This window comes from Ochrobactrum quorumnocens, assembly GCF_002278035.1.
Classification (GTDB): domain Bacteria; phylum Pseudomonadota; class Alphaproteobacteria; order Rhizobiales; family Rhizobiaceae; genus Brucella; species Brucella quorumnocens.
Genome location: NZ_CP022604.1, coordinates 1,538,808 through 1,550,024, shown reverse-complemented (window position 1 = coordinate 1,550,024; position 11,217 = coordinate 1,538,808). Strand labels below are relative to the sequence as shown.

Below are 11,217 nucleotides of genomic sequence, written 5' to 3'. Positions count from 1 at the left end.
ATTATGAGCCGTACTTACACTACTATTCAGGGCGAAATGATCGATATTATTTGTCGGAAGGAATACGGCGACGAAAGCGGCTACGTCGAGCAAGTTCTCGAAGCAAATCCCGGATTGGCGGAACTCCCACATAAATTGCCGCCCGGAACGGTGATACGTCTGCCCGAATTAAATAGGGCAGACGCAACGCCGTCAATCATTTCGCTTTGGGATTAGGAGTCAGCAGGCTCGAAGAAAAGCCAAGGCTTATTGTTCTTCTGTATTATACGGTATCGAATATCTTGCTCGGTGCCGTCACTTAAAAATCCTCGACCTTCGCATTCGATCATCTTGGACGTTCCCGCGACAATGGTTTTCGGGGCAGAGATATCCAATAGCTTAACGTTTGTTAGCGGGTTTGGGTTGTCGGTCGATAGTTTGACGACCTCCGGAATGAGCGCTTTGCAGTCATACGGACCGCTGTCACTTCCAAACAGGATGCTTGGCGCAAGCCATATTGCTGCAATACCTAAGACGATTACAGCCCCACCCTTTTTCCAATTACTCCCAAGAATCCCTTTGTTTGCTTCCATAGCAAGCCCTCCATGGTGTGAACATGCAAACTCCCGCATTCGAAATCAAGGTGAACGGCAAACCGGTCGCCTCAATCATGATCGACCGCCTTATCTCATTGACGATCACAGATAAAGAGGGTGTCGGCTCGGATAGCATCGACGTTGATCTCAACGACGGGCACCCATTTGCTGCGATCCCGAAGAAGGGTGACACAATTGAGGCTTCGCTCGGTTACAAAGAAACCGGCGTAATTCCGTTTGGCTCTTACACAATCGATGAACCTGAAATCCGCTGCCTTCCCTATGGCATGTCAATCAAAGGGCGTGGCGCAAATGTCAGAGACCAGCTGAAGCAAAGCCGGACTCGCCATTGGGACGACAAAACGGTCGGCGATATCCTTAGGGATATTGCAGCCGATAACGGCCTTTCTCCTGTGATCGATGAGAGCGTCTCTAATCATAAATATAGTTGGTTTGGACAACAGGGAGAAAGCGACCTTCATGTTGCAGAACGCCTTGCGCGCCTTCACGGGGCTTTGTTTTCAGTGAAGGATGGCAGGCTGGTTTTCACAAAGCGAGGCAGCGGCAAGTCTGCGAGCGGCAAAGATCTAACCGCTATTGTTGTGGGGCCAAACGATATTATTGCCGGAACTTGCCGCATTAATTATGCGTATCGGAAGAAGGTCCGCAAAGTTAAAGCTAAAACCCGCGACCGTCTGACCGCCGAAACCGTCGAAATTGAAGAAGATAGCGACGACGAAGGTACTGCCGATTTCACAATCAAAGACAATTTTGCCAGCGAAGAAGAGGCAAAACGGGCCGCTAAGTCTAAGGCCGAAAATCTAAAGTCAGAAACTGTGACAACAACGGTCGCGGTTTTTGGCAATCCAGCCATTCGAGCCGGTGCTCCATTCTCCTATTCGGGCGTGCGACCAGAAGTCGACGGCGTGGAATTCATTATTGAAACTGCCGTCCATCGCATTTCCAAGAGTGGTTACGTCACCGAAATAACTGCGAAGCTTAAGCCAATCGCGTCAGCTAATTCCGGCGAGAAATCCACAAACAAGGCTCCCAGTAAGCAACCGAGTAAGAACGGATCAAAGACGCCAGAGATCCCAAGCCCGACACCCTCGTCGTCTTCCGGATCCATGCCCGGCGGTTTCGGTATTGGCAGGGCTTAAGCCTGACTGAATTGTTTCATTGAAAGCATCAGTATGAAACTTGTCACCGATTGGAGGCGGGTGCTTCGCTATGCGTGGAGCATCCGCTTGCTGCTGGCCGCTGCAATTCTGTCCGGCCTTGAAGTCGTGTTGCCCTATCTGGGTGACGCTTTCCCCATCCCCACAGGCGCATTTGCAGCTCTCACCTTCGTCGTGACGGTGCTGGCCTTTGTCATGCGCATCAAATCACAGAAGGATTTTCGCGATGAGTAAACGTGCAAAAGCGGCTTTGGCGTCTACGCTTGGTCTGGTTGCATTGACTGCAACATATCTGACTGCGCCGTGGGAGGGCATGGAAAACCATGCCTATTACGACAAGCTAGGCAAGGTATGGACAGTGTGCCTGGGGGAAACCAAAGGCGTCAAAAAAGGCGACAGCTACACCGATAAACAGTGTCAGGAGATGCTGATCAAGCGTCTTGAAACTGATTTTCGTCAGCCGCTTCGCAAATGCATCCGGACTTTTGATCAAGCTCCGATCAGCGTGCAGGCATCAATGCTCGATCTCTCATACAACATCGGTACTGGCGCTGCCTGCAAATCGACTGCCGCTAGGCGCATGACGGAAAAGCAATGGCGCATGGCCTGCAATGCCATGACGGCATTCAATCGAGCTGGCGGCAAGGTCGTGGAAGGTTTGCGTAAGCGGCGCGAGCTGGGCGATGCGCAACGCATCGGTGAGCTTGAACTTTGTCTGGCTGGTTTGAAATGAGCCAGATCCTCGACGCCATTAAGGTGACTGCGGGTGTTGCAATCGGCATCGTGCTTGCATCGATTTATTACAACGGCGTCCCGGTGCTGAAGGATATTCCGTATATTGGGGCCGCGTTCGAGGGGCAGGCGAAAAAAGGGCTGGTGCCTGAGTTTCAGGCGTTGGCCTTAAAGGCTGAACTCGATCAGCTCAAATCAATCAGACGCGCCAATGACCTCGTTATCGAAGCCTATCAAGTGCAGCTGCGCAACGCACGCGCAGCTGAAGCCGCACGCATTGAACAAACGGAACAGGAGATTGCCGACTATGAAAAGCGGCTTGCTGATGCGGGGCGGGTTTGCCTGCTTGATCGCGATGACATTGAGTTCCTGCGCAAGTAACAGGCTTTTGCAGGAAGCGGCTGAACGGGCGGGGCAGGCGCATTCAGAACGGCAATTGCCAACCTATCCTGATGACTGCCGCAGAAAAGAACAGCATGCAGCGCTGATCGATGGGGTAGAAGTTCGATCAGTGCTCAAACGCGAACGGCAGGCGCTTGATCGACAGAATGCGCGTACAGATCGGTGCGCTGATTTTTATGATGGCTTGGCGGGGGAATGAGGTGATGCCAATGGATCCGGAAGCTACCACAGCTGGCAAGCTGATCGAATTACCCGAAGAAACCCGCGAGTTTCTCTCACAGCTTAGAGAAGAAGATATCGACCTGATGAAACACGGGTTGGATCTGATCAGATCAATGCGCACCATTGGACGTTTCATGAGGTGGGTTATTTTGGGCGTACTGGCGATACTTATCGGAGTTGTGTCTCTCTATGAAAACACTGTGAAACTGATCGCTTGGTTTCAGAAATAACGAAAGCCCCGCTTAGGCGGGGCTTTTGTTGTTTGAATATCCGGCTCATTCCATATCCGGAATTTCGCCGTATTGGAAAATAATGGCTGGAGGTCCATATTCACCAATGTCCGGATCGGCCTCTCGGCTCCATGCAACAACCCCTGCATGTCTGCTTTCCAGCGCAAGCGCGGTCTTCATCGCGCGCCCTTCTGTTTCAAATGCTATGGGATCAAATGCTGGAATCAGTTCGCCGTCATCGTTCTTATCAAAAGCCGCAACCACGATCAGTCGAGCAGCTGCCATTCAGTTCACTTTCCCTCGGTGTTGAGATCATGCTCCGCATTGTCTTCCGACGGGGTTGCAGATTTCTTTTTAGAAGCTTTTCCTTTCCCTGCTTTGGGTTCCGGTTGACGGTCAGGTGAGCTTGTAAACTTGATTGCCATGGATCTCTTTATATTCCTCTTAAACGGATGTTCCTAAAATGTTCTCATTTTCAAGAGAAGTCAATCGCTATTCATCCGGTTCGGTGCCGGTGAAACCACGATACATTCCAGCGGAAACGATCTTTATGGCGCTCGCCGTTTCTTCTGCTGACCATCCCGCCGCGACCGCATCGTCGATAAGGTCCCGTATGCCGGGTACTCCTGTGTCAGCTATAGCGGCGGCGGCTTCTTGCTCTGAGCTGCCGGAGAGCGTTGCTTGCTCGATTAGATCTGCAATTCCCTGCGCAACGGCTTCCTGACAATCAATGTCGCGGTCTGGATAATCGCCCGGTTGTTTTGGTCCCAGCATGTCGTCCTCCTATTTTCAAAGGAGGTAGTGCGGAATTTACCGGCGTCCAGCCAGTGCCTCTTCGCCTTCTTGTTTATGGGCGCGGCAAAACCAGAGCTGCCCATACTTGGTTTTATATCCAAAGGATCCCCATGCCTTGCAGCCTTCAGCATCACACCAATGCTCAAAAAGCTTTCCGGGCTTGGACACGCGACCGTTATCACCACCATAACCGCTCATGCTAAACCACCCACAAAGCCGCTCATTTCTTTAAGGCGCACCATGGATAGGCGCATCGGTCCATTGCAGCCCCGGCGTTTGCATACGGCCTTTTTCTCGATCTCATCTAGATAAAGTTGCGAGCGGTCTTTTTCTTGGCAGAGCATTGTTCGATCCGTATAGGCGAGGCGGTTACATTTGCGGCATATCAATTCGAGCTTCTGATCGTCTGCCAGATCGCCAACCTTGACTGTTGTTTTCCAGTTTCCCATTACCAGAAATCCTCGGCGCTAGGGATCCGCGTGTAGCTGATCTTGCCACCGACATGACCGCCTGCCGGTGGTTTCCATTCACCCATGCTGACAATCGTGCCGGAATATTTCGAGTTGAGTTTATCAACTGCCCCGTTGGCGCGTTCCCATTTCTGGCGCAGCTCGTCGTCATTATCGAGCAAATCAATCTGCCGCTCGTCGGCTGGTGACAGGTCGTAAAGTGTGACGCCAACCCGAAAGATCTCGACGCCTTTCGGAAAGTCTTTTCTGACGTTCTGCCAGAGTGCATGCAGGCCGGATAAAATGGCTTGATCATCATTGACGACAGAAAGGTGATGCTTGCCAAACCATGAGCCGTCACGGATCGACAGCCAGAGCCATAAGCCCCCGGCGTAATAGTTCTCTCTGCGCAGGCGACGGGCAGCTTTCGTGAGCAATAGGCGCGATATCTCATATGCGCCGTCAATCTTGCGAGCTTCGGGCGGTAGCACTCGACCGTGGCCGAACATGCCGCGCTGCTGCTCTGGCGCTTGGATGTCATATCCGTGCAGCGCATACCAAAGCCGCTCGCCATTCACGCTGTTCCAGATTTTGCGCATGTGTTTCGGTTGAAGCGCATAGAGCTGCTCGGTGCTGTAAACCCGATTTCGATAAAGCCGCTTTGCCATGCTCGACCCGATGCCGGGAATATCCTCCAGCTCGACCTTAAGCAATGGCGCGGGCATCGAGGCGGGCCGCCATATCGCAAGGCCGTTGCCATAGCTTCCGTGTCGCTTGCTTTCTTCTTTGCCAGCCTTGCAGGCGATCTTCGCCAGCTGGCGGTTGGCGGCAAAGCCGATTGAACTGGTGATGTATGGGCCGATGTTGTCAGCAATCGCAGCTTTTATCCTTGCTGCGAGCAATTCAGGATCTCGCTTTCCGCTGTCATCGAGAACGCATGTCAGTTCATCGATGCTCTTTGCGGTGTCGATGGCGATCACCGTTTCGATCTCGCAGAGCAGGGCGTTATGTGCTCGGCGGTAAAGGTCTGGCTTTTGCGGAACAAGTACAAGATCCGGACACACCCGCAATGCGTCCTTGATCGGCATCACGTTCTTGACGCCTTGCGCCTTAGCTTCTTTCGAGCATGCAATGACTGCTGTGCGGTTTGTGCCTTCAAATGGAACCACACCTATCGGCCTGCCGCGCAGGCGCTTGTCGCACTGCTGTTCGACTGATGCGAAAAAGCCGTCGAAATCGAGGTATAGCCGTTCAATCGCCTCCGGCAGACGCATTACAAACTCCAGAAAACAGGGCGAACGAAACCTGCCTCGCGCACAGGGGTGCACAGGAACATATTCCGCTCAATGTGGATATGTTCCTAAAATGTTCTCATTTGGAAAAAGAGTCAATCCGCGTTTTTACGGCTGTGGAAATACGGTTGATATCCATTGGATAACGCGTGGATAAAATCTTAGATTTGTGGGGCAGGCGATTTAAAAAACATAAACGAATCATATGGGGCATTTCTGTCCCACTTTTCTGCAAGTAGTTGATTTAACTCGTTTTCCGTAGAACCTCCGGGCCCACCATTTCTTCCAGAAGTTTGTTCTGTCGTTGCTGTCGGTATGGATGGCTATCAAGCCGTTGTCCTTGACGTGCTTAGTGAAGATAAAACACGCAGAAACAGCGTTTGCGACCTCTGCATTCCCGGTTTCAGAATATTTGAATAGTGTTGATCACAGCTCGTCCGATTTGTCGTTGAAGTGTCGAGCGGACGCGCTTTTTCATGCGCGAAGTTTATTCAGCCGCGACCTTTTTTCCTGTTCAACAAGTTTTTAGGAGTCTGTTAAGGAAATAGTAACGCAATGAAACAATTTTTTATGCCACGTGATTGGTGACATTATGGAGGTTTCAGGCAATGACTAAAAAGACAACCACTGTTGCGTTGGCGCTTGCAGGGTTGGTGGCGAGTTCTCTCGCGGCTTCGGCTAAAACGAGTCATATTGGTGAGTTCAGGGATTGGGGCGTTTATCAAAACACCCAGCTGCCCGGCAACAAATGCTATGCTTTGACCGTGCCGTCGAGTTTTCTTCCGGCAGGCGTTCGGCATGGCGATAATTTCATTATTCTTTCCAAGTCGGGTGCGAGCTATAGCCCGCAGCTTGTGATGGGGTATGATCTGAAAGCGGATAGCACCGTAAAGGTAATGGTTGACGGAGCGCAGTTTCCCTTCTTCAGCGAAGGAAACCGGGCATGGGCGCAGAACGTCGGTGATGAGGCACGCATCGTCAGCGCCATGCGGTCTGGCCGTACTGTCAATGTGCAAGCCACATCGGCACGTGGCACGCAAACCCGTTACACATTTTCGCTGATGGGATTGTCTGCATCGCTTCAGCGCGTTGATCGCTGCTGAGCGTAACAAACATGGAAAAATGAAGCCCCGCCATAGGGCAGGGCTTCATTCTGTCGGTCTGATTACGGGGCTTTTGTTAGGAAAGCCACTGCTGGTGTTTGTACCAGTCATCGATATCCGATTTTACACGGTCCTTAGCGATGCCGTAACGTTCCTGAATCTTGCCTTCCAACTGCTCGCGGCGGCCATTAATCTGGTCGAGATCATCATCGGTGAGCTTACCCCACTGTTCCTTGACCTTACCCTTAGCCTGCTTCCAATTGCCTTCTACGCGATTCCAGTCCATTGGATTTCCTCCGTTCTGGTTGTTGTGACTAGTTAACGCGCGGGATGCCGATTGGTTTCAGATTTTTTGGCCAGAATCAGTGCTCTTAATGGTCTAGGCCGGTTTTAGGCTTTGCTGAATGGCGCTTAAAGCCCGAGGAATTTGAAAGGTTTTGCGTCCTTGAAATCCTTGTTCACAACACCGGAAAAAATATTTCGCTGATCGGGACCAAGGTCGAGCTTCTGTACTTTTCCCTTATCGGCAGAGAAGTCTACCGTGTTCAGATCGACCCAGAAAACGTTAGGCGTCAGAGCCGACTCAAAGAAATAGAGCTTACGCTTTTGATCGGAAACAGTGCGCCAGCGTGTCGACGAGATGTTCGGTTCGTCTGGTGTTGTGATGCCGAACGGAACCGATGCGTTACGGATGACGCCGAAAACGCTAGCAAGCGCTTCAACAGGTTCTTCCGATTTTGGTACGGCATTCACATAGAAGGCGGCACGTGTGAAGCGATCAGATGCCCGGTTCGTACCCGGTAACATGACCGTTCCACCGATCTGCGACCAATAAGAGTGCAGCGCAAGCTGTTCGTCGAATGTCGGGGAATTGGTCATTACCTGATATTCACGGCTGTGATGGATGACCTGCTTTCCGTCAATATATTCGAAGATCGCACTATCGCCTGACGCATCCGATATTGACAGGTGAAGGGTCGCGAGCCGGTCCTGGCCGGGCACATTGTCTGTCACGATCGTGAATGGATTGGTGCTGAGTTCCTTGACCGCGTCGTCAACGGTGGCAAAGTTATCGAGTACATATTGTGCCCAGGCTGCAATGGAAAGGCCAGGGCCGGTTCCATCATATTTCGGATATTCGGATTCGACCAGCCACAGCACATTGGCAACGAGGCCAGCTTCGTTCATCCCATCGGTTGTCGAAATATCGTAGCCGGAGGAAATCACGCTGCCATATTTGGACGTCCACTTGATGGAATTGGGCCCAGCCTCGCCATTGCGGTCCATGCCGCGCGGGAAAATCCAGAGATTGGTGCCGACATCGACCTTCCAATCCATGGAACGCGCCGTTATCACCTGATCATTGGCTCCAAGATAAACCACCCGTGTGCAAGCTTCAGCGACGGGTGCAGCAAACATGCTGAATGCGACAAGTGCGCTCGTGCACGCGGCTGCAAAGGACTTCTTCAGAATAGCCATTGGTAACCCCCTAGGTGAAACGGCCTACACATTCATCATCATGAGCGCTTCGTTTTACGGCTTGGTGTGAAGCTGCTACTGCACTCAATCTGTATTTATCTTTCGCCGCCATAGCCGCGGCGCTTCCAATCTGCCAGCGGCATAATGTCGGGCGGACCGCCGCCTGCTTCGTACCAGGAGTCAACCGCCCAGCGCTCACTATCCTTGGCTTGGATAACCGCTGTCCAATGAGGATAGCGCCCATCGAAAAAGCTGCCGCGTGCGCTTTTGCGCACAGGAGCATGATGTTTCAGCCAGCCGCGAGAATCCAGATAACGGATGAAATTGTCCGTATTGGTCGATTCATCAATGCAGTCCATCTGCCCTTTGATGCGGGCCTTGCCAAACTGCATGCGAGGCTTGTCACGAACGCCGATGGCGGCTGTACTGCGCTGTTCAAATAAAGCGACTGCTGCTCGAAGAGCTTTGCGTTCGGCGGCAGGAGACTGCGCGCCTTGCCGCATGAGATTCTGTATGCGGCGTAGATCCTGATCGGATAGCGTTACCTTGGTCTTGTAGTAGCACTCGTAGCCGTGACAGACCCGGAAAGTCTGGGCCTCGGCCTTTGGTAAGGCTACGAAGAGTGTCAACGCTGTGATGGCTATCGAAAGAGATTTCATTCGAAAGATCAGCTCGATTTCTGGTTTGTAAATAGAAGCGACGGTTCGAGCCGCTCTATTCCCTGATATGGATTGGCATGGATTGCGAGAATCCAAAGACAAAATGCTGCCGTGATCGAATAGATTACCATGGCTTTGATGCCAGCACTTACCCTGTCTGCATGGGTGGCTGCGATGGTGATGATGGTCAGGATCGTCAGCGAAAACAGCAGATACCATTTATACATGTCAACTGATGTCGAGCCGACAGAGAGGCGCGTATTGCGGGCGTCCTGCAATTCGTCAAAGTCATGCACGAGCTGCGATATTATCGGCGACGGAATGTCAGTCTTCGCAAGCTTCACGATCTCGCGGCGTATATTCTGCAATGCAATTTCAACGGAATGCACAGGCGCGATGTTGCTGTTTCCAAGCCACTCGTCTTTGACGACTGCAGTGCGGTATTCAGAAAGAGATGCCACAAGTACTGGGGCATTTAGAATGTCGGGGCTTGCGGCTCCAATCAGCCGCGAAATGGATGATCGTTCTTCGCTCGTTGCCTGATCAGCTTTTGAGTTGGCCGTCCAAATATCGGCGGCAACAAACCCCAATGAAAGTGCCCATGCCGTCGCTATGGTGCTGATGAAAGCGCCAATCGGGATGGACAGAATATCATGATTGGCATGATGGGACAGAATGTGAAGCGCAAAGCGACCAACGAAGTAGACGGCAACGCCGAGGACCGCGAAAGTCACAAAAGAAAGATAAACGGATAGTTCAAATATGTAATTCATCCCGCGCCCAACGCTCCGCTAATTCAAGTAGATGACGAAAGCAGATCCATGTTGTGAATGGTTGCTGTCAAAATCATCAAGCCTGTTCAGATAGTTGAGGCCATATCACCCAATCTTGCAAGCATGAAATCGTGGCACATTATTTCTTGCTAAACAAAGAGCTTCCGTTCGATCCGTGTGGATAAGGTTTCCTACTTAGAGAAAAACAAAAGCCGCCGGAACAATCCAGCGGCTTTAGAGCGATTCCGGTTGCAATTGAATAGTTGGGACCGCTCCAACCATTTGTTTTTACGCGTCATCAGACGCAAAACTGCTTCGCGCTTTTGCTGGAAACGCTTTACAATACGTAAGCCGGATCAAAATTGGACGGAGAGGCCGATCACTGGGCCATGTTGTGTTACGTCATACTTGAACTTTTCGACGCCATCATTGTCCCGGTAGTCCTGATAGAGTGCGCGATAACCAACGCGCCATGTGGTCGGGACGTCGAATAACAAAGTGCGGTAGCCAAGGTAAATCTGGCCGTTAGCGCTGAGCTTGGTACCTGCACCAAAGCCGCCAATGTCGGCTTCAGCAAAGATGTTCCAGCGGTCATTGATGTCGTAGAAAACGCGGGTTCCGATAAATGGATCGGTCCAGTCTGCTTTGCGAGAGGCGCTGAATGGCCCGACATTGACCTGGGCCTTGATCTCTGTCCAGCGCACCCCTACGGTCGGTTCGATGGCAAAAATTCGCTGCCCGCCGAAAAGCGTTGTGCCGTCCAGTTGCTGTTCATAAAGGCGATAGTAGACACCACCTGAAAGCGTCGTCGACTTGATATCCATGTCGAGCTGTTCGTCGCGAATGTCGGCATCCTGACTGGTTTTGGTATATTGGCCGTCAAAATAAACGCCGAATTTGCCGTTCGTTACTTCGATATTGCCCATAAGACTCATATCGAGATTGTCCAGAATATCCCTGAACGGTACGTCTACATTCGTGCTCAATCCAAGCAGCCCGGCTTTACCATTCAATGATGCGCCCCAGACATAAGGGCTGAAGATAACGCGCCAGCGCTGTTGGTCCTGAATTTCTGTCTGCACAGGAGGAGGTGCGATAATGTCTGCCGCGTGCGATGCGCCTGCTGCCGTTATTATAAAAGAATTAGCTAATATAATATTTCGAAAAGTAGTGCTCAGTAAATTTTTACTATCGGAACGCGAATTGTTTCTTATCACGGCGTTTTCCCCTCGGAACCTAATTTAGAAACATATAAAAGACCCGACCTATAAAGGCATAATCAATGATTATGTTAATCATCGCAAGAAATAAACGGAAAAATGAAGGCA

Annotated in this window: 18 protein-coding genes; 7 read left to right on the top strand and 11 right to left on the bottom strand. The window is 51.4% G+C overall.

Features of this window, described 5'->3' with window-relative positions:
- Nucleotides 1-3 precede the first annotated feature (3 nt).
- Nucleotides 4-216, top strand: coding sequence for a tail protein X (locus CES85_RS17020; protein ID WP_095447013.1), 213 nt, complete (start codon nucleotides 4-6; stop codon nucleotides 214-216).
- Here the strand turns inward: CES85_RS17020 and CES85_RS17015 are convergent.
- Nucleotides 213-572 carry a hypothetical protein gene (locus tag CES85_RS17015; RefSeq protein WP_095447012.1) on the bottom strand — a complete coding sequence of 120 codons (360 nt, stop codon included), beginning with the start codon at nucleotides 570-572 and terminating at the stop codon, nucleotides 213-215. The two genes, CES85_RS17020 and CES85_RS17015, sit on opposite strands and share 4 nt — an antisense overlap.
- A 23-nt stretch (nucleotides 573-595) precedes the next feature.
- On the opposite strand from CES85_RS17015, the gene CES85_RS17010 reads away from it, so the two are divergent.
- The 5 genes from CES85_RS17010 (at nucleotide 596) to CES85_RS16985 (ending at nucleotide 3,339) form a co-directional block, all read left to right on the top strand.
- Nucleotides 596-1,735, top strand: a complete 1,140-nt coding sequence (locus CES85_RS17010; protein WP_095447011.1) for a phage late control D family protein — start codon at nucleotides 596-598, stop codon at nucleotides 1,733-1,735.
- Nucleotides 1,736-1,768: 33 nt separating this feature from the next.
- Entirely contained in the window at nucleotides 1,769-1,987 is a 219-nt protein-coding gene (locus CES85_RS17005; protein WP_095447010.1) for a DUF7940 domain-containing protein, read from the top strand.
- A complete protein-coding gene (locus CES85_RS17000; protein WP_095447009.1) occupies nucleotides 1,980-2,486 on the top strand; it encodes a lysozyme in 507 nt (168 codons plus the stop codon). Before CES85_RS17005 ends, CES85_RS17000 begins: the two co-directional genes overlap by 8 nt.
- Entirely contained in the window at nucleotides 2,483-2,866 is a 384-nt protein-coding gene (locus CES85_RS16995; protein ID WP_095447008.1) for a hypothetical protein, read from the top strand. The genes CES85_RS17000 and CES85_RS16995 overlap by 4 nt, the downstream gene beginning before the upstream one ends.
- A 167-nt stretch (nucleotides 2,867-3,033) precedes the next feature.
- Nucleotides 3,034-3,339 carry a hypothetical protein gene (locus CES85_RS16985; RefSeq protein WP_244923260.1) on the top strand — a complete coding sequence of 102 codons (306 nt, stop codon included), beginning with the start codon at nucleotides 3,034-3,036 and terminating at the stop codon, nucleotides 3,337-3,339.
- Nucleotides 3,340-3,384: 45 nt separating this feature from the next.
- Here the strand turns inward: CES85_RS16985 and CES85_RS16980 are convergent, their stop codons facing one another.
- From CES85_RS16980 to CES85_RS16960, 5 genes are all read right to left on the bottom strand, one after another.
- A complete protein-coding gene (locus CES85_RS16980; RefSeq protein WP_095447005.1) occupies nucleotides 3,385-3,624 on the bottom strand; it encodes a hypothetical protein in 240 nt (79 codons plus the stop codon).
- A 207-nt stretch (nucleotides 3,625-3,831) separates the two neighbouring features.
- Nucleotides 3,832-4,113: a hypothetical protein gene (locus CES85_RS16975; protein WP_095447004.1), complete on the bottom strand. Its 282-nt coding sequence runs from the start codon at nucleotides 4,111-4,113 to the stop codon at nucleotides 3,832-3,834.
- 36 nt (nucleotides 4,114-4,149) lie between these two features.
- Nucleotides 4,150-4,332 (bottom strand): hypothetical protein, encoded by a 183-nt coding sequence (locus CES85_RS16970; RefSeq protein ID WP_095446602.1) that lies wholly within the window; start codon nucleotides 4,330-4,332, stop codon nucleotides 4,150-4,152.
- Nucleotides 4,329-4,583 carry a hypothetical protein gene (locus CES85_RS16965; protein ID WP_095446603.1) on the bottom strand — a complete coding sequence of 85 codons (255 nt, stop codon included), beginning with the start codon at nucleotides 4,581-4,583 and terminating at the stop codon, nucleotides 4,329-4,331. The genes CES85_RS16970 and CES85_RS16965 overlap by 4 nt, the downstream gene beginning before the upstream one ends.
- Entirely contained in the window at nucleotides 4,583-5,857 is a 1,275-nt protein-coding gene (locus tag CES85_RS16960) for a Y-family DNA polymerase (RefSeq protein ID WP_095446604.1), read from the bottom strand. The genes CES85_RS16965 and CES85_RS16960 overlap by 1 nt, the downstream gene beginning before the upstream one ends.
- 626 nt (nucleotides 5,858-6,483) lie before the next feature.
- Between CES85_RS16960 and CES85_RS16955 the strand changes: the two genes are divergently transcribed.
- Nucleotides 6,484-6,978: an invasion associated locus B family protein gene (locus CES85_RS16955; RefSeq protein WP_095447003.1), complete on the top strand. Its 495-nt coding sequence runs from the start codon at nucleotides 6,484-6,486 to the stop codon at nucleotides 6,976-6,978.
- 76 nt (nucleotides 6,979-7,054) lie between these two features.
- On the opposite strand, the gene CES85_RS16950 is transcribed toward CES85_RS16955, so the two are convergent.
- From CES85_RS16950 to CES85_RS16930, 5 genes are all read right to left on the bottom strand, one after another.
- Nucleotides 7,055-7,264 carry a CsbD family protein gene (locus CES85_RS16950; protein WP_007875896.1) on the bottom strand — a complete coding sequence of 70 codons (210 nt, stop codon included), beginning with the start codon at nucleotides 7,262-7,264 and terminating at the stop codon, nucleotides 7,055-7,057.
- 125 nt (nucleotides 7,265-7,389) lie between these two features.
- Complete coding sequence (locus CES85_RS16945; protein ID WP_095447002.1) at nucleotides 7,390-8,457, bottom strand: linear amide C-N hydrolase; 1,068 nt, start codon at nucleotides 8,455-8,457, stop codon at nucleotides 7,390-7,392.
- A gap of 95 nt (nucleotides 8,458-8,552) precedes the next feature.
- Entirely contained in the window at nucleotides 8,553-9,116 is a 564-nt protein-coding gene (locus tag CES85_RS16940; RefSeq protein WP_095447001.1) for a hypothetical protein, read from the bottom strand.
- An 8-nt stretch (nucleotides 9,117-9,124) separates the two neighbouring features.
- Nucleotides 9,125-9,889 (bottom strand): bestrophin-like domain, encoded by a 765-nt coding sequence (locus CES85_RS16935; RefSeq protein ID WP_095447000.1) that lies wholly within the window; start codon nucleotides 9,887-9,889, stop codon nucleotides 9,125-9,127.
- Nucleotides 9,890-10,245: 356 nt separating this feature from the next.
- Nucleotides 10,246-11,106 carry a hypothetical protein gene (locus CES85_RS16930; protein WP_095446999.1) on the bottom strand — a complete coding sequence of 287 codons (861 nt, stop codon included), beginning with the start codon at nucleotides 11,104-11,106 and terminating at the stop codon, nucleotides 10,246-10,248.
- Nucleotides 11,107-11,217 lie beyond the last annotated feature (111 nt).

What these genes read in the sequence shown, in the direction of transcription:
- CES85_RS17020 (WP_095447013.1), top strand. Translation starts at nt 4, where the DNA reads ATGAGCCGTACTTACACTACTATTCAGGGCGAAATGATCGATATTATT.
- CES85_RS17015 (WP_095447012.1), bottom strand. Translation starts at nt 572, where the DNA reads ATGGAAGCAAACAAAGGGATTCTTGGGAGTAATTGGAAAAAGGGTGGG.
- CES85_RS17010 (WP_095447011.1), top strand. Translation starts at nt 596, where the DNA reads ATGCAAACTCCCGCATTCGAAATCAAGGTGAACGGCAAACCGGTCGCC.
- CES85_RS17005 (WP_095447010.1), top strand. Translation starts at nt 1,769, where the DNA reads ATGAAACTTGTCACCGATTGGAGGCGGGTGCTTCGCTATGCGTGGAGC.
- CES85_RS17000 (WP_095447009.1), top strand. Translation starts at nt 1,980, where the DNA reads ATGAGTAAACGTGCAAAAGCGGCTTTGGCGTCTACGCTTGGTCTGGTT.
- CES85_RS16995 (WP_095447008.1), top strand. Translation starts at nt 2,483, where the DNA reads ATGAGCCAGATCCTCGACGCCATTAAGGTGACTGCGGGTGTTGCAATC.
- CES85_RS16985 (WP_244923260.1), top strand. Translation starts at nt 3,034, where the DNA reads ATGCGCGTACAGATCGGTGCGCTGATTTTTATGATGGCTTGGCGGGGG.
- CES85_RS16980 (WP_095447005.1), bottom strand. Translation starts at nt 3,624, where the DNA reads ATGGCAGCTGCTCGACTGATCGTGGTTGCGGCTTTTGATAAGAACGAT.
- CES85_RS16975 (WP_095447004.1), bottom strand. Translation starts at nt 4,113, where the DNA reads ATGCTGGGACCAAAACAACCGGGCGATTATCCAGACCGCGACATTGAT.
- CES85_RS16970 (WP_095446602.1), bottom strand. Translation starts at nt 4,332, where the DNA reads ATGAGCGGTTATGGTGGTGATAACGGTCGCGTGTCCAAGCCCGGAAAG.
- CES85_RS16965 (WP_095446603.1), bottom strand. Translation starts at nt 4,583, where the DNA reads ATGGGAAACTGGAAAACAACAGTCAAGGTTGGCGATCTGGCAGACGAT.
- CES85_RS16960 (WP_095446604.1), bottom strand. Translation starts at nt 5,857, where the DNA reads ATGCGTCTGCCGGAGGCGATTGAACGGCTATACCTCGATTTCGACGGC.
- CES85_RS16955 (WP_095447003.1), top strand. Translation starts at nt 6,484, where the DNA reads ATGACTAAAAAGACAACCACTGTTGCGTTGGCGCTTGCAGGGTTGGTG.
- CES85_RS16950 (WP_007875896.1), bottom strand. Translation starts at nt 7,264, where the DNA reads ATGGACTGGAATCGCGTAGAAGGCAATTGGAAGCAGGCTAAGGGTAAG.
- CES85_RS16945 (WP_095447002.1), bottom strand. Translation starts at nt 8,457, where the DNA reads ATGGCTATTCTGAAGAAGTCCTTTGCAGCCGCGTGCACGAGCGCACTT.
- CES85_RS16940 (WP_095447001.1), bottom strand. Translation starts at nt 9,116, where the DNA reads ATGAAATCTCTTTCGATAGCCATCACAGCGTTGACACTCTTCGTAGCC.
- CES85_RS16935 (WP_095447000.1), bottom strand. Translation starts at nt 9,889, where the DNA reads ATGAATTACATATTTGAACTATCCGTTTATCTTTCTTTTGTGACTTTC.